At 58.1% G+C, this 19,580-nt stretch carries 14 protein-coding genes; 5 read left to right on the top strand and 9 right to left on the bottom strand.

Translation table 11 applies throughout. The annotated features are described in order from the left end of the window. Positions 1-65 precede the first annotated feature (65 nt). A complete protein-coding gene (locus HRR99_RS21990) occupies positions 66-1,787 on the top strand; it encodes an ABC transporter substrate-binding protein (protein ID WP_233124891.1) in 1,722 nt (573 codons plus the stop codon). A 292-nt stretch (positions 1,788-2,079) separates the two neighbouring features. Here the strand turns inward: HRR99_RS21990 and fba are convergent, their stop codons facing one another. After that, positions 2,080-3,144, bottom strand: a complete 1,065-nt coding sequence (gene fba, locus HRR99_RS21985; protein WP_233124890.1) for a class II fructose-bisphosphate aldolase — start codon at positions 3,142-3,144, stop codon at positions 2,080-2,082. Positions 3,145-3,512: 368 nt separating this feature from the next. Between fba and HRR99_RS21980 the strand changes: the two genes are divergently transcribed. Next, entirely contained in the window at positions 3,513-4,535 is a 1,023-nt protein-coding gene (locus HRR99_RS21980; protein ID WP_233124889.1) for an LLM class flavin-dependent oxidoreductase, read from the top strand. Between the two features lie 45 nt (positions 4,536-4,580). Here the strand turns inward: HRR99_RS21980 and HRR99_RS21975 are convergent, their stop codons facing one another. Beyond that, positions 4,581-6,395, bottom strand: a complete 1,815-nt coding sequence (locus HRR99_RS21975; RefSeq protein WP_233124888.1) for an ABC transporter ATP-binding protein — start codon at positions 6,393-6,395, stop codon at positions 4,581-4,583. A 515-nt stretch (positions 6,396-6,910) separates the two neighbouring features. On the opposite strand from HRR99_RS21975, the gene HRR99_RS21970 reads away from it, so the two are divergent. Continuing rightward, a complete protein-coding gene (locus HRR99_RS21970; protein ID WP_233124887.1) occupies positions 6,911-7,570 on the top strand; it encodes a peroxiredoxin in 660 nt (219 codons plus the stop codon). Positions 7,571-7,997: 427 nt separating this feature from the next. On the opposite strand, the gene iolB is transcribed toward HRR99_RS21970, so the two are convergent. From iolB to HRR99_RS21945, 5 genes are all read right to left on the bottom strand, one after another. Beyond that, positions 7,998-8,807 carry a 5-deoxy-glucuronate isomerase gene (iolB, locus tag HRR99_RS21965; RefSeq protein ID WP_233124886.1) on the bottom strand — a complete coding sequence of 270 codons (810 nt, stop codon included), beginning with the start codon at positions 8,805-8,807 and terminating at the stop codon, positions 7,998-8,000. A gap of 15 nt (positions 8,808-8,822) precedes the next feature. Then, positions 8,823-9,722: a myo-inosose-2 dehydratase gene (gene iolE / locus HRR99_RS21960; RefSeq protein ID WP_233124885.1), complete on the bottom strand. Its 900-nt coding sequence runs from the start codon at positions 9,720-9,722 to the stop codon at positions 8,823-8,825. Between the two features lies 1 nt (position 9,723). Beyond that, positions 9,724-11,547 carry a 3D-(3,5/4)-trihydroxycyclohexane-1,2-dione acylhydrolase (decyclizing) gene (gene iolD / locus HRR99_RS21955; RefSeq protein WP_233124884.1) on the bottom strand — a complete coding sequence of 608 codons (1,824 nt, stop codon included), beginning with the start codon at positions 11,545-11,547 and terminating at the stop codon, positions 9,724-9,726. Next, the gene (locus HRR99_RS21950; protein ID WP_233124883.1) at positions 11,544-13,466 is read right to left on the bottom strand and encodes a bifunctional 5-dehydro-2-deoxygluconokinase/5-dehydro-2-deoxyphosphogluconate aldolase; all 1,923 of its coding nucleotides are present in this window, start codon (positions 13,464-13,466) and stop codon (positions 11,544-11,546) included. The genes iolD and HRR99_RS21950 overlap by 4 nt, the downstream gene beginning before the upstream one ends. Positions 13,467-13,583: 117 nt before the next feature. Next, the gene (locus HRR99_RS21945) at positions 13,584-14,399 is read right to left on the bottom strand and encodes a MurR/RpiR family transcriptional regulator (RefSeq protein WP_233124882.1); all 816 of its coding nucleotides are present in this window, start codon (positions 14,397-14,399) and stop codon (positions 13,584-13,586) included. A gap of 148 nt (positions 14,400-14,547) precedes the next feature. Between HRR99_RS21945 and HRR99_RS21940 the strand changes: the two genes are divergently transcribed. Next, the gene (locus HRR99_RS21940; RefSeq protein WP_233124881.1) at positions 14,548-16,170 is read left to right on the top strand and encodes an ABC-F family ATP-binding cassette domain-containing protein; all 1,623 of its coding nucleotides are present in this window, start codon (positions 14,548-14,550) and stop codon (positions 16,168-16,170) included. Between the two features lie 40 nt (positions 16,171-16,210). After that, positions 16,211-17,380 (top strand): acetyl-CoA acetyltransferase, encoded by a 1,170-nt coding sequence (locus HRR99_RS21935; protein WP_111841398.1) that lies wholly within the window; start codon positions 16,211-16,213, stop codon positions 17,378-17,380. Positions 17,381-17,455: 75 nt separating this feature from the next. Here HRR99_RS21935 and HRR99_RS21930 read toward each other — a convergent pair whose 3' ends face one another. Both HRR99_RS21930 and HRR99_RS21925 read right to left on the bottom strand, forming a co-directional pair. Beyond that, complete coding sequence (locus HRR99_RS21930; RefSeq protein WP_111841399.1) at positions 17,456-17,689, bottom strand: DUF2171 domain-containing protein; 234 nt, start codon at positions 17,687-17,689, stop codon at positions 17,456-17,458. 107 nt (positions 17,690-17,796) lie between these two features. After that, on the bottom strand, positions 17,797-19,542 hold the full coding sequence (locus HRR99_RS21925; protein WP_233124880.1) for a methyl-accepting chemotaxis domain-containing protein: 1,746 nt from the start codon (positions 19,540-19,542) through the stop codon (positions 17,797-17,799). Positions 19,543-19,580 lie beyond the last annotated feature (38 nt).

Below are 19,580 nucleotides of genomic sequence, written 5' to 3'. Positions count from 1 at the left end.
ATACCGGGAGGGAGGACCGCCCGGAGATACATCTGCAAGCAATCGTAAACACTGGGAGGATGATTATGCGAGTGCATCTTTTAACAACGACGGCAGCGGCGCTGCTGGCACTATCAGGCGTGGCAAACGCCGGGATGAACGAGGCCAAGACCTTTCTGGACAAGGAAATCGGCGATCTCTCGAGCCTTTCCCGTGCTGATCAGGAAAAGGAAATGCAATGGTTCATCGATGCCGCCAAACCTTTTGCCGGCATGGATATCAAGGTCGTCTCGGAAACGCTGACGACGCATGAGTATGAATCCAAGGTACTGGCCAAGGCATTTTCGGAAATCACCGGCATCAAGCTGACGCACGACTTGATCGGCGAAGGTGACGTGGTGGAGAAACTCCAGACGCAGATGCAGTCTGGCGAAAACATCTATGACGCCTTCGTCAACGATAGCGACCTGATCGGCACCCATTGGCGCTACCAGCAGGCCCGCAACCTGACAGACTGGATGGCCAACGAAGGCAAGGACGTGACCAATCCCGGCCTCGACCTGAAGGATTTCATCGGTACGAAATTCACGACAGCACCTGACGGCAAGCTCTACCAGCTGCCTGACCAGCAATTCGCGAACCTCTACTGGTTCCGGTATGACTGGTTCAACGACGAAAAGAACAAGGCAGACTTCAAGGCCAAGTATGGCTACGATCTCGGCGTTCCCGTCAATTGGTCAGCCTATGAAGACATCGCCGCCTTCTTCACCGGTCGTGAAATCAACGGCAAAAAAGTCTATGGCCATATGGATTATGGCAAGAAAGACCCGTCACTCGGTTGGCGCTTTACAGATGCCTGGCTTTCCATGGCTGGCAACGGCGACAAGGGCTTGCCAAACGGGCTGCCTGTCGATGAATGGGGCATCAAGGTCAACGAAAAGTCTCAGCCCGTCGGCTCCTGCGTTGCACGCGGCGGTGATACCAACGGTCCTGCCTCTGTCTACGCGATCCAGAAATACCTCGACTGGTTGAAGGCTTACGCGCCTCCAGCAGCTGCGGGCATGAACTTCTCTGAATCCGGTCCCGTTCCGGCGCAGGGCGAAGTTGCGCAGCAGATTTTCTGGTACACGGCGTTTACGGCGGATGCGGTCAAGAAGGGCTTGCCCGTGGTCAACGAGGATGGCACGCCGAAGTGGCGCATGGCCCCCTCTCCGCACGGTGTCTATTGGAAAGATGGCATGAAGCTCGGTTATCAGGACGTGGGTTCCTGGACACTGATGAAGTCCACTCCCGACGACCGCGCCAAGGCAGCATGGCTCTACGCGCAGTTCGTGACATCGAAGACCGTTGATGTGAAGAAAAGCCATGTCGGCCTGACGCTCATCCGCGACTCCTCGATCAACCACGAAAGCTTTACCAAGCGCGCCAAGGACCTCGGCGGCCTGATCGAGTTCTATCGCTCGCCTGCCCGCGTTCAGTGGTCTCCAACCGGCACCAACGTTCCTGACTATCCAAAGCTGGCTCAGCTGTGGTGGCAGGCCGTGGGCGATGCATCCTCCGGTGCAAAGACAGCGCAGGAAGCCATGGACTCGCTCTGTGCCGAACAGGAAAAGGTCATGCAGCGTCTGGAACGTGCAGGCGTTCAGGGCGAAATCGGACCGAAGCTGGCCGAAGAGCACGATCTGGAATACTGGAACAAGGACGCCGTTTCGAAGGGCCACCTTGCGCCTCAGTTGAAGATCGCGGAAGAAAAAGAAAAGCCGATGACCGTGAATTATGACGAGTTGGTCAAGAGCTGGCAGAAGTAAGTCTGCTGGATTGAAAGCATGCCGGAGGCAGTTCGCTGCCTCCGGTTTTTGTAGCACCACCCCCGCGTTCGTCACCCTCGGGCCTGTCCCGAGGGTCTACTACCGCTCAAGCAGGCTGCGACGCGGGCTTGTGCCAGAAACAGAAAAAGCCGGAGGCGAATTCATCGCTTCCGGCTTTTTTGGTTTTCTTATCTGCTTCAAGAGCCACTACCGTCGCGCAAGACGAACCGTAGCAGATGCTCGGGACGAGCCTGAGCATGACGATTGAGAGGCTTAAGCCTCCCTCAACCGCTTAGGAAACAACCGGGTCGAGTTCACCCGACGCGTAACGCTTCGCCATATCCCGAAGCGGAATAGGCGTGATCTTCGAAGCCTGACCTTCCGTCCAAAACAACTCGAAGCGTTCCTTACAGAGCTTCGTCATAGCCTCGCGCGCTGGCTTCAGATATTTGCGCAGATCGAATTCCGCTGGGTCTTCCGCCATAACCTTGCGGATCTGGCCGGTGATGGCCATGCGGCAGTCGGTGTCGATGTTGATTTTGCGAACGCCGTTCTTGATTCCGCGCTGGATTTCCTCGATCGGCACACCCCAGGTCGGCTTGATGGCGCCGCCATAGGCGTTGATGATGTCCTGCAAATCCTGAGGCACAGTCGATGAACCATGCATGACGAGGTGCGTGTTGGGCAGCTTGTTATGAATTTCCTCGATGACGTTCATGGCCAGCACGGAACCGTCAGGTCTACGGGTGAACTTGTAAGCACCGTGGCTTGTGCCCATGGCGACGGCCAGCGCATCGACCTTGGTTTCCTGCACGAACTTGACGGCCTCATCCGGGTCGGTCAGCAGTTGGTCGTGCGAGAGAACACCTTCAGCACCGTGGCCGTCTTCGGCCTCGCCCATGCCGGTTTCCAGCGAGCCGAGAACACCGAGTTCGCCCTCGACGGAGATGCCGCCGTAGTGTGCCATGGTCGTGACCTGGCGGGTGACGCCAACGTTGTAATCCCAATCGCCGGGGGTCTTGCCGTCAGCCTTCAGCGAACCATCCATCATGACGGATGTGAAACCAGCCTGCATGGCCGTCATGCAGCTTGCCGCCTCGTTGCCATGGTCCAGATGGACGCAGACAGGAATATGCGGGTAGATTTCAACCACCGCATCCATCATGTGCTTGAGCATGATGTCGTTTGCATAAGCACGTGCGCCGCGCGATGCCTGCATAATGACGGGCGAATTCGTCGCATCCGCCGCTTCCATAATTGCCAGCGCCTGTTCCATATTGTTGATGTTGAAAGCAGGCACGCCATAACCGTGTTCGGCTGCGTGATCGAGCAATTGGCGGAGCGTAATTCGTGCCAAGGTATTTCCTCCTCGTTAATGTTTACCGTCGTTATCGATGACTTCTACAGAAGCAGATGATCGATTTCTCATCACGGGAAACACTATTGTCTTGAAGGAGATAACTATCCAAGCCTTTTTTGGCGGCAAGGATTTTTCAAACGATTTGGATCGAATCTTTTTTGTGTGGCACCTCAAAACAGGCTGTTTGAGGGGCTGGATTTGCCGCTCGGCGACACCGACTCGGCACTCTCACTTGCGGATAAGCGGCGAAACTAGACCGTCCTATTGGCGAGGTCTGAACAGACTGTTCACAATCTTGGCCGTACATTCCGCGATTTGCACACTATATGTCTGGCAACGAAACATATGCAATTCAGGTGAATATCATGAAGAAGATTGGCTTTCTGTCTTTCGGTCACTGGAGCCCCGGCGCGCATTCGCAGACGCGCACCCCTAAGGACGTGCTGAAACAATCCATCGAACTTGCCGTGGCTGCTGAAGAGATCGGCGTCGATGGCGCGTATTTTCGCGTCCACCACTTTGCCCGTCAGCTTGCCTCGCCCTTTCCACTGCTGGCAGCCGTTGGCGCCCGGACAAAGACCATTGAAATTGGCACCGGCGTGATCGACATGCGCTATGAAAATCCGCTCTACATGGCGGAAGACGCAGGCTCTGCGGACCTGATTTCGGAAGGTCGTCTACAATTGGGTATCAGCCGCGGTTCGCCTGAGCAGGTCATCGAAGGCTGGCGCTATTTCGGCTTTCAACCGAAGGAAGGCACAAGCGATGCCGATATGGGTCGCCACAATGCCGAAGTGTTTTTGGAGGTGCTGAAAGGCGAAGGCTTTGCCGAACCCAATCCACGCCCGATGTTTCCCAATCCGCCCGGCCTCCTGCGTCTTGAGCCGCATTCGGAAGGTTTGCGCGACCGCATCTGGTGGGGTGCGAGTTCCAATGCTACGGCGGTATGGGCCGCCAAGCTGGGTATGAACCTGCAAAGCTCGACGCTGAAGAACGATGAGACGGGCGAGCCCTTCCACGTTCAGCAAGCGGCGCAAATCCGCGCTTACCGAGAGGCATGGAAGGAAGCGGGCCACACCCGCACTCCGCGCGTCTCCGTCAGCCGCAGCATTTTTGCGCTGGTGGATGACCGTGACCGCGCCTATTTCGGCGGTGGAAGTAAGGAAAGCGACAGCATCGGCTATATCGACGCGTCAACCCGCGCGATTTTCGGTCGGTCATATGCCGCTGAGCCGGATGCGCTGATCAAGGAACTGGCGCAGGACGAGGCCGTGGCCGAAGCCGATACATTGCTGCTGACGATCCCCAACCAGCTGGGCGTCGACTACAATGTCCATGTGCTCGATTCCATTTTGAAATATGTCGCGCCAGAACTTGGCTGGCGCTGATCCATTGGGCCCACGCCGCATCCCTGCAGCGTGGGCCATTTTCTATCAGTTGACGTCCATGACCAGACCCTTGGTCAGCTCCAGCGCCTGCCGTTCGAAAAGGCCGCGATAGATGCCGCCCTTCTTTTGGATGAGGCTGACATGCGTTCCTTCCTCGGCAATCTCGCCATGATCGAACACCAGCAGCCGGTCCAGCGAGCGAACCGTCGACAGGCGGTGCGCCACGACCAGCGTCGTGCGGCCCTGCATCAGACGTTCCATCGCCGTCTGGATCAGCATCTCCGATTCCGAATCCAGGCTCGATGTTGCCTCGTCGAGAATGAGGATAGGTGCATCCGCCAGAAACGCCCGGGCAATGGCAATACGCTGGCGCTCGCCACCGGAAAGCTTAATGCCGCGTTCCCCCACCAGCGTGCCATATCCCTTCGGCAGAGCGGAGATAAAGCCATGCGCGCTGGCGAGCTGTGCCGCATGTTCGATCTGCCGCTGTGTCGCATTGGGTCGCGCATAGGCAATGTTTTCGGCCAGCGACCGATGAAACAGGATCGGCTCTTGCTGCACGATGGCAATCTGCTGGCGCAGCGACGCCTGCGACACCTGCGAAATATCCTGCCCGTCGATGCTGATCGTGCCATGGCTGACATCATGAAGCCGCTGAATGAGCTTGATGAATGTCGTCTTGCCCGAACCGGAATGCCCGACCAGACCCACGCGCTCGCCCGGCTTGATGGTGACGGAGAAGTCTTTGTAGAGCGGCGCCAGATGCCTGCCGTAATGGAAGCTCACCCGGTCGAACTCGATCTTTCCCTCATTGATGACAAGCGTTTTTGCGTAGGACACATCTTCGATGCCCAGTGGCTGCGAATGGATGGAGACGAGTTCCTCCATGTCATTCACCGAACGCTGCAAGTTACGGATATGCATGCCGATTTCACGCAAATATCCTTGCAGGATGAAGAAGGCCGTCAGCACGAAGGTGACATCCCCCGCATTGGCGTTACCGCTCGCCCACAGCATCAATGCAAGCCCGATCACGCCTGCGCGCATGACGCTCAGCAGGCTGGCCTGCAGCGTGCCATTGATGGTGCCGCGGGTCCATGTGCGGCGTGTCCGGTCCTTCCATTTGCTGACGACACGCGACAGGCGCTGGTCTTCCCGCTCCTCGGCTCCGAAGGCCTTGACGACAGCGTTGCAGGTCACGGCATCGGCAAGCGCACCGCCCATGCGGGTGTCCCAATTGTTGGCAAGACTGGCCATGGGCGCGACATAGCCCAGCGCCATGCACACCGTGATGATGACGAACAGCAGCGAGCCAAGCCCGACCAGCAGACCCATCATCGGCCAGTACCACGTCATCAAGATCGTTGATCCGACCAGCATAATGATGGATGGAAACAGCGCAACGAAGACGGTATCGTTGAGAATATCCAGCGCCCACATGCCGCGCGTGACCTTACGCACCGTCGATCCGGCAAAGCTGTTGGCATGCCAGTCCGACGAGAAACGTTGGATGCGATGAAACGAGTCGGCTGCGATATCGGTCATCGATCTCAGCGTGAAGCTGATGATGGTCATAAACGTCGCATGACGAAGGATCACCGCGAGCACGGCAAGGCTCATCAACCAGGCGAATGCCGAGAGCGCGCTGTTCCACGCCGCTGCGTCACTGGCGCTGCCAGACACGACGGCATCGACCAAACGGCCCGCGAACATGGGTGTCAGCACATCGGCTAGCGTTGAAAACAGCACGGCGCAGAGCATGAAGGCTACACGACCGGGCTGTTGACGCCAATGGGTCCAACAGAAGCGAAAAACGCTGCGAAACGCCTGACTACGGAGTATTTTCAAACCAAAAGACATGACTAGCTTCCGGCACTTGCCGGTCCCATAGATAGATTGAAAGAGGAAAATCGCGCGACGTGGCAGCGCGATAAAATTCAGGAAAACTAGACGAAACCGGACCAGCCGGTCGTCACGCAATTGCCTCTTCGCACGGAAGAGAAACAGGCTCTTGATGAAAAGAGAAAGAGCGTCTCAGGCCAGATCGGCTGACGCCACCGGGGAGTTGGAAAAATATGCCATAAAATACCTCCCTCGTTAGGTTGATGCAGGCACTCTAGGAGAAGTGGCGGGGAACGCCAACCCTGTTTACAGGCCCCGCGCCAACTAAACCTCTAGGTGCGGCAGAGTTGCCACAATAATGTGCGAGAGATTGCGCGGAATCGACGTGTGAATGGTGACGCAAAACCATTCCTTCAGATTACGCAGACGAGGATTACGATCCTAGCTTGAGCCGTTTCACTGGTCGTTTATCCGGTGACATAAGTCTTACAACACGTCAAACTCAATATCTAACCCTATGCTTGGAGCATGACATGACGTTGCGTATCAACCAGACCGCCCCCGACTTTACCGCGGATACAACTCAGGGACCTATCAATTTCCATGAGTGGATCGGCGATAGCTGGGCTGTTCTGTTCTCTCACCCGAAGAACTTTACGCCCGTCTGCACAACAGAACTTGGCGCAATGGCGGGTCTGGATGGTGAATTCAAGAAGCGCAATGTGAAGGTCATCGGCATTTCAGTCGATCCGGTGGAGAGCCACTCCAAATGGAAACAGGACATTCAGACCGCCACCGGCTTCGAGGTCGCCTACCCACTGATCGGCGACAAGGATCTCAAGGTCGCCAAGCTCTATGACATGCTGCCGGATGACGCGGGCGAAAGCTCCGAGGGCCGCACGCCCGCCGATAACGCCACCGTCCGCTCGGTCTACGTCATCGGCCCCGACAAGAAGATCAAGCTGATCCTAACCTACCCGATGACGACAGGCCGCAACTTCGATGAAATCCTGCGCACGATCGACTCTATCCAGCTGACGGCGAAGCACCATGTGGCGACGCCAGCCAACTGGAAGCAGGGCGAAGATGTGATCATCACGGCGGCGGTTTCGAACGAGGATGCGATTACGCGGTTTGGTTCGTTCGATACGGTGTTGCCGTATTTGCGAAAGACGAAGCAGCCGCAGGGTTGATGTGTAGGGGCGCACTCTGTTTTGTTTGGCGGGCGGCGTTTTACGCACGTTCGCCAAGCGGCAGGGTTGCGTCCCCTTCCGCCCCTCCTGCATCATCCTGAGCTTGTCTAAGGATGGTGGATGAGGGTTCTGCGTTGCGTCCTATTATCCACTCCGTGTGATCTCGTCGGCTAACCACACCCTCCGCCCTCATGCTGAGGTGCTTTGGCCGAAGGGCAAAGCCTCGAAGCATCCGCCGCGCACTCTGCGCGCTCGTGCCGCAACCCTCGTCCTTCGAGGCCCCTGCGGGGCACCTCAGGATGAGGGTTGCTACCGTTGCAGCTGTCATTCCATCACTGCAACAGGTCAAACAATTGCCGTCAGCCCGATCCACCCCCTTGTGGGAGAGATGCCAGCAGGCAGAGGGGGTTAGCCGCGTGTGCCACCCTCACCCATTATCCCGCTGAAAAATCCAATCATGATCCGGGTGGTTCTGGAATCGCCATTTGCGCATCGGCCCCGCCATCACATTGAGATAGTACATCTCATACCCATAGGGCGCGCCGCAGGGGTGATGCCCCTTCGGCACCAGCACCACGTCACCATCGGAAACCGCCATGGTTTCATCCAGCGATCCATCTTCCGTAAACACCCGCTGAAAACCGAAGCCCTTGGCAGGGTTGAGGCGGTGGTAGTAGGTTTCTTCCAGATAGGTCATGTCGGGGAAATTATCCTCGTCATGCCGGTGCGGCGGGTAGGACGACCAGTGGCCGGAGGGGGTGAAGACTTCCGTGACCAAGAGGCTATCGGCCACATCGCGATCTTCCATGGCGATGGGGAAGATGTAGCGGGTGTTGGCACCCTTGCCGCGTTCGCTGAGCGAAATGCCTGTAGGGCCAATGACCTGCGCTTGCCTGCCCGGCTTGGCGGGTGCGGTGCAGACGCCGATGGTGCAATCGGTCGTGGCCTTGACCGACCACGAGGAACCGGCGGGAATATAGACGCAATGCGGTGGTTTGCGCTCGAAGACATTCATGCGGTCGCCGAGTTCGCCGAAATTCTTGTCTTCGGAAGACACTTCCGCCTTGCCTTCCACCAAGACGAGAATGACTTCGGTATCCCCGGTTTCCTCGCTGGCGGTCTCACCCGGTTTCAGCCGGTAGAGACCGAAACCGACATAGCCCCATTCCGCACTCTCAGGCGTGATATCATGGACCTTGCCAGACTGACCGGTCGGCTTGCGCAGCAGATTTGCCATCACTCATCTCCTCATTCAGGCTTTATCAAGCCCGGCTTCTCTGGCATATGCCCGAAGCGATTTAAGCCCGAGGCTTTGATATTCGAAGGGATTGCGAACGTCAGGGTCCTGCTCTGCTTCGATCACCAACCAGCCGCTATAGCCATGTTCGGCGGCAATTTTCAGCACGGATGGGAAATCGACGCCGCCATCCGTATCACCGGGAACGGTGAACACGCCACGGCGTACGCCTTCGAGGAAGGATAGATTTTCGTTGCGCACTTGGCTGGCAATCTCAGGCCGGACGTTCTTCGCGTGGATGTGGCCGACGCGGGCCATATGCTTGCGGGCGAGACGTGCGGGATCCCCACCGCCGAACAGCGTGTGACCGGTGTCCAGCAGCAGCTTGGCGTGCGGGCCGGTGGCTTCCATTAGGCGGTCGATTTCGTCTTCGCTTTCGATGATGGTGCCCATGTGGTGATGGTAGACGAGCGCAACGCCCTGCTCGGCAGCGCATGCCGCCAGCGCCTCGACGCCAGCGCCGAACGCCGCCCAATCGCTATCGGCAAGCTTTGGACGGTCGTTGACCGGCTTACCTTCATCGCCGTGAATGGCATTGGACGTTTCGCAGACAATGATGACTTTCGAGCCCATGGCTTTCAGGAGATCGAGCGCAGGCTGCATGGCTGCCTTCTCGTCTTCTATGGAATGCGTCAAAAGGTTCAGCGAATGCCAGCCTGAAACATAGCGCAGATTGCGCGGCGCCAGCACCGCTTTCAGCGCGTCCGGCTGCTGCGGGAACTTGTGGCCTTTCTCGATGCCATCGAAACCGATCTTGGATGTCTCGTCCAAACATTGATCGAGGCTGATATGGGCGCCCAGCGTGCGGTCATCGTCATTGCTCCAGGCAATGGGGTTGGTGCCGTAAAGGATCATCTTACTGTCTTTCCTTCAACGCGGCTTCGTAAGCAGCGCGTGCATTGTTGACTTCCGTGCGCTCAGACACCTCCGGCACCGCCACATCCCACCAGTAACCACCGGCATCCGGTGTGGGATAGGGGTCGGTATCGATGGCGATGACGGTCGTTACCGTCGCCTCACGCGCCGCATTCAGTGCTGTTTCCAACTCCGCAATCGAGGACACCTTGTGGGCATCCGCACCCATGCTGGCGGCGTGGGCGGTGAAATCGATGGCGATTGGGTTGGTATGGTTGGTGTGGGCGTAGAGATTGTTGAACTCCGCCCCGCCGGTGCCCATTTGCAGCCGGTTGATGCAGCCGTAACCCCTGTTATCGGTGATGACGAGGGTGATCTTCACGCCCATGGCAACGGCGGTGGCAAGTTCCGAATTCATCATCATGTAGGAGCCATCCCCCACCATGACGATCACGTCACGATGCGGCTGCGCCATCTTGATGCCGAGGCCACCGGCAATCTCGTAACCCATGCAGGAGAAGCCGTATTCCATGTGGTAGGACAACGGCAGCTTGGCCTTCCACAGCTGGTGCAACTCGCCCGGCATTGTGCCTGCCGCGCACATGACGACGGTGTTGTCACGCGATGCGCGTTGTACCGCGCCGATGACCTGCATGTCGGTGGGCAGGCTGTTGGCTTCGACAGGTGCTGCCGTTACGGCATCGGCCTTGGCAAACCATCGCTGTTTCAGGGCGATGTCAGGTGCCGTAAAACGGTGGCCTTCCAAGGCATTTGAAAGCTTTTCCAATCCGACTTTGGCATCCGCCGTCAGGCTGATGGCATTGTGCTTGGCGCTGTCATAGGGCTGGACGTTGAGCGCCAGCAGCTTGCGATCCGGGTTCTTGAACAGCGCCCAGGAGCCGGTGGTGAAATCCTGAAAGCGGGTGCCGATGCCGAAGACGAGATCGGCCTTTTCGGCAATCGCATTGGCACTGTCTGCACCCGTCACGCCCACGGGGCCGAAGTTCAGATCGTGGTCCCAGGCAAGGGCGGATTTACCGGCCTGCGTTTCGATGACGGGAATGGAGTGTCGCTCTGCGAAGTTTTTCAACGTGTCAGTCGCGCCGGAAAAGTGAACGCCACCACCGGCAACGATAACCGGGGTCTTCGCAGCCTTCAGCGCGGCAACGGCTTCCTCGAATTCCGCGACATCGGGTTCAGGACGGCGCTGACGCCAGACTTTTTTCTCGAAAAAACTGGCCGGATAATCGTAAGCTTCCGCCTGCACATCCTGACAGAAAGCCAGCGTGACGGGGCCGCAATCGGCGGGGTCGGTCATGGTGCGCATGGCGCGTGGCAAGGCAGTCAGAAGCTGTTCCGGGCGCGTGATACGGTCGAAATAACGGCTGACGGGTTTGAAGCAATCATTGGCCGAGACGGTGCCGTCACCGAAATCCTCGATCTGCTGCAAAACGGGGTCGGGGCCACGATTGGCGAAGACATCGCCGGGGATGAGCAGGACAGGCAGACGGTTGACATGGGCCAGTGCGGCAGCCGTGACCATATTCGTCGCGCCGGGGCCGATGGAGGATGTAACCGCCATGGCGCGGCGTCGGCCGAGTTGTTTTGCGTAGGCGATGGCGGCATGGGCCATGGATTGCTCGTTCTGGCCACGATAGGTCTTCAACTCATCGCGAATGCCATAGAGCGCCTCACCGATACCGGCGACATTGCCGTGGCCGAAGATGGCCCAGACACCGGCGATATAGGTGTCGCCATCCTCGTTCAATTGCGCGGCCAGATAGCGCACCATTGCCTGCGCTGCCGTCAAACGTAATGTCGTCACGCTGCCTCTCCCTTGTTTCCTGCGGCCCGCGCCTCATCCCAGATGCGGCAGAGCGCGCTGTAGCGATCCGCCATTTGAGCGACGGCCTCCTCGTCACTCATCTTGCCGGAAAGCCATGCCCGGCCAGCATCCGCAAAAATCGTGCGGCCCACGGCAAAGCCTTTGACGAGATTGAAACCTGCCGCCAGACGGAAGCTCTCCTCCAGCTCCGCCTGTGGCGCATCCAGACCCAGCACCACGATGCCGCGCACATAGGCGTCGTTGCGCTGCACCGCGTCGGTCGCGTTCTTCCACGCCGCCTTGCTTTTCATCGGCTCCAGCTTCCACCAGTCGGGGTAGACGCCGATCTTATAGAAACGGTCGATAATCTTGGCCGTTGTCGTGTCATCCACGGCACCGACCTTGGATGGGATCACTTCCAGCAACAGTTCCAGCCGGTTGCGACGCGCGGCTTGGAAGAGGCGAAGCACCGTGTCTTCCTGTTGCCTGCGCAAATCCTCGGCATCATCCGGGTGATAGAAACACAGGACTTTGACGACATTGTTGGCAGGCCATTCATTCAGGCCGCCGAAATCGAGGCCGAGTTCGGGCTCCAGCGTTAGCGGACGAGAGCCAGGCCATTCCACCGGGCGGCCAATCCAGAGATTGGTGCCGCTCGCCTCATAAAGCGCGTCGCGGCCCAAGCGGCTGTCGCAGAGAATGCCGTATCCGGCTTCGCCGCCGGACACCTGAAGGGCTGCCTTCAGGCAAAGTGTCTTGAAGTCGCCAATCTTGCCATGATCGACACCGGCCTCATCCGCCATCGCTTCCAATTGCATGCGGTGATCAAAGGCGAAGACGCGCATGGTGTTCCAGTCACCCTTGCGGTTGGTGGCCCAATGCACCTGCTCCAGCGCCTCGTCCTTGCGCAGCGCCTTGTTCTTGATCCCGGCACGGAAGAAATATTGCAGCTCTTCCCAGCTTGGGTAAGCGGGCGTGCAGCCGTGGCGGGAGACGGCGAAGGCGCCGCAGGCATTGGCGTATTTCAGCGTTGTCGGCCAGTCCTCGCCACGCAGCCAACCGCGGAACAGGCCAGCCATGAAGCCGTCGCCTGCACCCAATACGTTGAAAACCTCGATGGGGAAACCCTCGCCGGATTCGCCGTCATCGAGACTGGCGGGAATATCGCCCGGAAAAACGGATGCGCCCATGGGGCCGCGCTTGCAGACCAAGGTCGCTTGCGAAACCTTGCGGACGGCCCTCAGCGCTTCCAGCGTATCGGTGGAACCACCGGCAATGTGGAACTCCTCTTCCGTTCCGACGATGAGGTCGAACAGATGCAGGGTCGATTGTAGCTTGGCCGTGACTTTTTCGGATTCCACGAAACGGCTTTCGCCATCGCCATGGCCTGCGACGCCCCAGAGGTTTGGACGGTAGTCGATGTCGAGCGCTGTCTTTGCACCGTTTTCCCGCGCGAGGTTCAACGCCTTCAAAACGGCGGCTTCCGTCTTGGGGTTGGACAGATGGGTGCCGGTGGCGCAGACGCATCCGGCATCGGCAATGAAGGCGGGATCGATATCGTCTTCGCACAGCGCCATATCGGCGCAGTTTTCGCGGTAGAAGATCAGCGGAAATTGCGACTGGTCGCGAATGCCGAGCAGCACCAGCGCCGTCAGGCGCTCCGGGTCGGTCTTCACGCCTCTGATATCGACGCCTTCGCGGATTAGCTGTTCGCGGATGAACCGGCCCATATGCTCGTCACCCACGCGGGTGATGACGGCGGTCTTCAGGCCCAGCCGCGCGCCACCGGCGGCGATATTGGTGGGCGAACCGCCAATGTATTTGTTGAAGGATGACATATCCTCCAGCCGACCGCCAACCTGCGCGCCATAAAGATCAACCGACGAACGGCCAATGGTAATGAGATCGAGCTTTTTCACGACCGTCCTCCCTCGCTGTCACGCGAATCCCGCCTCTGGAATGACACTCCACTATCATTCCATTTCAGGTTATTTTTGGACTATAAATTCCATTTTCTCCATTTTCAACATAAATATTCAATTTTGGCGGTGCGTTCCGACACCGACAGCCAGTGCGATTGCAACACACAAAGTGGCCGAAAGCGAGCGAAACGCGCCGAAATCGACTTCCGAAACGGCCAGAATCGTCGCTCCAAGCTTTCGCATCGGGCTGACTGCCGTGTCCGTCAACGCGACGACCGGGATGCGTCGTGAAAGGCTGGAGGAGACGAGGTCCATCGTCTCCGCCGAGTAGGGGGAAAAGGTTATGGCAAGCACGACATCGCCGGTGCGGATCGCGCTTTCATTGTGCAATTGTCCGACCGAGGCATGCAGCATGGCGGGAACGCCCATTTTTTCAAAGGCATAGGCCAGATAACTAGCGACTGCGAATGAACGGCGGAAACCGATGATGTGAATAGTCGCGGCTTTAGTAAGGACCTCGATCGCGGTTTCGAACTCCTGCGGATCGACGGTGTTCAACACACTTTCCAGCGAGGCGCGGCCCGCATCCACGAATTCGGCCAGCAGCAGTGCACCGCCGTCTTCGCCATTGTTGCGCAGGTTGCTTAACCGCGTGGTGTAATCCGGCCAGCCGCCGGTGTAATGCTCGCGAAACAGCTTCTGCATCTGCGAATAGCCGGAGAAACCCATGATCTGGCTAAACCGCATAACGGCGGATGGCTGGACACCAGCGACTTCCGCCAGCTCTGCCACCGTCGAGACTGCGATACGGTCCGCATTGGAAGCGATGTAGTCAGCGCATTGGCGCAGGCGTTTCGGCAGGCTGTCAGTCACTTCCAGCAACCGCTCCTGAAAGGCTTCCACCGTTGCTGGGGCCGCGTTTGCGATCATGACATCTCCCTTGTTTTTCATCCCACTTGCAATATGGAATATCCATTCCAAAAAATTTCACAAGTATTCCACGGCGATTCATCTGATGACAGTGAAGGCCTGACATGGCATAGGGACGCCAAACTCCCAGCTTATCGGTTACGCCTCTATGATCCGCATCGAAAACATCAGCAAATCCGCCAGCCATCGCATCCTCTTTATCGAGGCCTCGGCTGCGCTTAATCGCGGAGAAAAGGTCGGCTTGGTCGGCCCAAACGGTGCGGGCAAGACCACGCTGTTTCGCATGATCACCGGGCAGGAACAGCCTGATGAGGGTCAGGTCGCTTCCGACAAGCACGTCACCATCGGCTACTTCAATCAGGATGTCGGCGAAATGACGGGCCGCAGCGCGGTGGCCGAAGCCATGGAAGGTGCAGGCCCCGTCAGCGCCGTTGCGACCGAACTGCGTGAACTCGAGGCACGGATGGTCGATCCCGATCAGTTCGACCAGATGGATGAGATCATCGAGCGTTATGGCGAAGTGCAGGCCCGCTACGAAGAGCTGGACGGATACTCTCTGGAAGGCCGCGCCCGCGAGGTTCTGGCCGGTTTGAGCTTCAGCCAGGAAATGATGGACGGCGATGTCGGCAAGCTCTCGGGCGGCTGGAAGATGCGCGTGGCGCTGGCCCGCATTCTGTTGATGAGGCCAGATGTGATGCTGCTCGATGAGCCGAGCAACCACTTGGATATCGAGAGCCTCATATGGCTCGAAAACTTCCTGAAGACCTATGACGGCGCGCTTTTGATGACCTCGCACGACCGCGAGTTCATGAACCGCATCGTCAATAAAATCATCGAGATCGATGCCGGCTCGCTGACCAGCTATTCCGGCGACTATGGTTTCTACGAGCAGCAGCGCGCGCAGAACGAAAAGCAGCAGCAGGCGCAGTTCGAACGTCAGCAGGCGATGCTGGCCAAGGAAATCAAGTTCATCGAGCGGTTCAAGGCGCGCGCGTCCCATGCATCCCAGGTCCAGAGCCGCGTCAAGAAACTGGAAAAGATCGACCGCGTCGAGCCGCCAAAGCGCAGGCAGAGCGTTGCATTCGACTTTCTGCCTGCGCCACGCTCCGGCGAAGATGTCGTTTCGCTGAAACAGGTTCACAAGACTTACGGTTCGCGTCGCATCTATGAAGGCCTCGATTTCATGATCCGCCGCAAGGAGCGCTGGTGCATCATGGGTGTGAACGGCGCCGGTAAATCCACGCTGCTCAAACTCATCGCAGGCACGGCAAAGCCTGATAACGGCACCGTCACGGTGGGGGCCAGCGTCAAGCTCGGCTATTTCGCGCAGCATTCCATGGACTTGCTGGACGGTGACAGCACCGTGCTGCAATGGCTGGAGCAGCGCTTTCCCAAGGCAGGACAGGCGCCGCTCCGCGCGCTATCCGGCTGCTTCGGCTTTTCGGGTGACGATGTCGAAAAGAAGTGCCGCGTTCTCTCGGGTGGTGAAAAGGCGCGTCTGGTCATGGCCGCCATGCTGTTCGACCCGCCAAACTTCCTCGTTCTGGACGAACCGACCAACCACCTTGATCTCGACACCAAGGAAATGCTGATCAAGGCGCTGGGTGAATATGAAGGCACCATGCTGTTCGTTTCGCATGATCGTCACTTCCTCGGCGCATTGTCCAACCGCGTGCTGGAACTGACACCTGACGGCATCCACCAATATGGTGGCGGCTATACGGAGTATGTCGAAAGAACAGGCGCGGAGGCTCCGGGGCTGCTATCATAGGTTTTGCATAGGGCACACTGAGGTTCGGGAGGAACCGAGGATGGGTAAAGCGCAAATCGTGGGCTGGGCGCACGGACAGTTCGGCAAATCGCCGCTCGAAAACACCGAGCAACTCATGGCCTCCGTTCTTGCCCCGGCCATGGAACATGCCGGTATCGACGCCGCAGATATCGACGGCATCTTTGTCGGCGTGATGAACAATGGCTTTTCCAAGCAGGACTTTCAGGCAGCACTTGTGGCCATGGCAGATGAACGGCTGACGCACACACCTGCTGTGCGCTTCGAAAATGCCTGCGCCACCGGCACAGCAGCGCTCTACAGCGCAATGGATTTCATCGAAGCCGGTCGCGGGCGCATCGCCCTTGTGGTGGGTGCCGAGAAGATGACCGCTCTGCCGACAGCGGACGTCGGAGATATACTTCTGTCCGCCTGCTACCGCGCCGAGGAAGCCGACATAGACGGCGGTTTCGCGGGACAGTTCGGGCGCATCGCCCAGATCTACTTTCAGCGTTACGGCGACCGCTCCGAAGAACTGGCGATGATTGCAGCAAAGAACCACGCCAACGGCGCGGCCAATCCTTACGCTCACATGCGCAAGGATTTCGGCTTCGAGTTCTGCAACACGGTTTCGGAAAAGAACCCTTATGTGGCAGCGCCACTGCGCAGAACGGACTGCTCGCTGATTTCAGATGGTGCAGCCGCCATTGTGGTGGCAGATGAGGAAACAGCGGCAAGTCTGCAGCGTGCCATCGGTTTTCGTTCGCGAACGCAGGTCAACGACATCATCGCCCTCAGCCGCCGCGATCCGCTTGCATTCGAGGGTGCACGGCGGGCGTGGTCGAAGTCGCTGGATAGCGCAGGGATCAATCTCTTCGATTTGTCGCTGGTGGAAACCCACGACTGCTTCACCATTGCCGAGCTGATAGAATACGAGGCCATGGGGCTGGCGGCACCCGGCGAGGGTTACCGGGTGGTGCGAGATGGAACGACGCGCAAGGACGGGCGCCTGCCGATCAACCCATCCGGCGGCCTCAAGTCCAAAGGGCATCCGATCGGCGCGACCGGCGTTTCGATGCACATCATGGCCGCCATGCAGTTAGTGGGAGAGGCGCAAGGGATGCAGGTGCCAGACGCCAGCCTCGCGGGCGTTTTCAACATGGGCGGAACGGCTGTGGCGAACTATGTGTCGATCATGGAACGAATGAAATAGGGCGAGCACGGCGCGTTCCAGAAATAGAAAATGCGGCCAGAGGGCCGCATTTCAGATATTCATCTCATAAAGAGATCAGTTCATCGTTTCCCAGCCGCTGCGGACATCCGATGCAGACTTGCTGAGATGCACGTGGGCGTCTACGTGATCGACCCAATCCAGCGGGATGAGATGGTGCTTGCCATCCTGCGAGTCGGTTCTGGTCAGTTTGATGCGGCTTGTGCCTTCCATGTGATCGACGGTGCCGACGTGGCTGCCATCTGCGGAAAGAACTTCCATATGCTCGCGGATTTTATCTTCAGAAATCATTTCTGTTTCCTCCGTTGTTTTACTGAACTGCGGGGAGGAAACAGAAATGCGGGCGTTTCGTTCCCGCTTTTCATGACAAAGAATGGAAAGCTGACGCGCTACGCTTTCTAGAAAAGAGCGTCGGCGAAGAGATCGTCGTCATCTGCTGCGGATGGCTGGCTGGCTGGCGCGGCTGACGATGTTGCAGCATTTGCAGGCAGGAAGCGCAGGTGAATGTCGCGTTCCTGCGCCATGGTGTACAGCTTGTAGACGCGCAGGCTGAAGGGTTCGATCTTTTCGCTGAAACCTGAAACGTCGGCGTTGAAGCCCTGTGAAAGCTGGGCAGCGATCTGGCAGCATTCGTTGAATGTGTTGCCCAGCTCGCTTTGGAAATCCAGCGTGACGACGGCGGCGCTGATACGGCTGAACACCGCCTGCCCTTCCTCGGCCAGCGCTTCGATGCCCGTTTCCATCTGGGTTTTGGCGTGGCGAACCGATTCCAGCGCTTCGTTAAGCGGCGCGGCGAGATCGGCGGACAGTCCACGCCCTTCCTTAGCCAGTTGCTGTGTGGTGGTTTCAACGCGGTGCAATTCTTCGACGATGGCATCGGCTGGCGTTTCAAGCTTGCCTGCGAATACCCGCATTTCACCGCTGACCACGTTCACGGAGCGACCAGCGTCGCCCAGCTTAGAGCAGCGAAGATTCGAGTTGAGCGCCATGTAGTGAATGTCGATCTTGATGGAACGCAGAATCTCGATACCGCGCGACAGTTCCTGCGCGCTACTGGTGACAGACTGCACCACCTCGTCGGCGTCGGCGCTGCTTTCCTGAACGCGCGCCACGAGAGCGCAGGCTTCGACGATGCCCTGCTCCATCAGCGCCAGCACGTTACGTTCGCCGTTCTTGGTTCTGTCGACTAGCTCGTCGCGCAGCGAAAGAATGCGGGCGGCATCATCGGCGAAGCTCGAAATGCTGGTGAAAATCTTGCCGCAGTCACGATGGAAATCGGCGGCGGTCTCATCCATTTGCGCGCTGGCCAGCTGCAACACGGCTTCCTTGAGGATGACATGTTCGTTGTGATCCAGTTCCTTGCCTTCAGGCGAGGCGACGAAATCATCCAGCAATTGCAGCGAGCTTTGGATGTGCTCGATACGCTGGCGAGTAATATCCCCGATCTGGAGAGATGAAAGAACGGACCCGATCTTGCCCTGAATGGTCTGGGCGATCTTTTTGACCTGAGCGGCGATATCCGCCATCTCCTGGTGCTGCTGCGAAATGCGCGCGGAGTTTTCGGTCAGGCCCTTGATGATCTGTGGAATGGTGTCATCGAAATCGGACTTGGTGTGGGACGAGAACGACAGCGCCTTGATGAGCTGCGTGCGCATGACATCCAGGTTCTTGGCGAAGCGACCAACTTCATCGGCACCGGATTGAATGCGTTCACGGATTTCATCGGCAAAGCCGGCGAATTCGGCAAGACCGGCACCGGTGATCTTCACCGTGATCGCGAAGGTCTTGAGATAGCGGATGGTTTCGTGGATATCGTAGATATGACCACCGGTGGACTCGCACATATCGGCCAGCGATTTGAAACCGGCCTGACGCTTTTCTTCGGTCTTCGGCAATTGCGCCAGATCGTCGATGGTCTTGCGCAGACCTTCGACGTTGCTTTTGGCGGTCTTGCCATCCAGCGTGCCGGTCATCCCGTCCAGAATACCGGTGAGATTGCCCAGAATGTCCATCACGGAAACGAGAACAGCGCCGCCATCGAGAAATCTCTTCTCGATTTTTGCATGGGCAGCGGTCAGCTTGGCACTGAATTCGGCCTGCTGGTCAAGTTGGTAGGTCGTGTTGGACTTCAGCACAGTATTCATGGTCGCTTCCGATCTCGCGTTGTGATTGCACGCTAGGC

The organism is Agrobacterium vaccinii, assembly GCF_021310995.1.
Lineage (GTDB): Bacteria > Pseudomonadota > Alphaproteobacteria > Rhizobiales > Rhizobiaceae > Agrobacterium > Agrobacterium vaccinii.
This window is presented reverse-complemented; position numbering and strand designations above follow the sequence as displayed.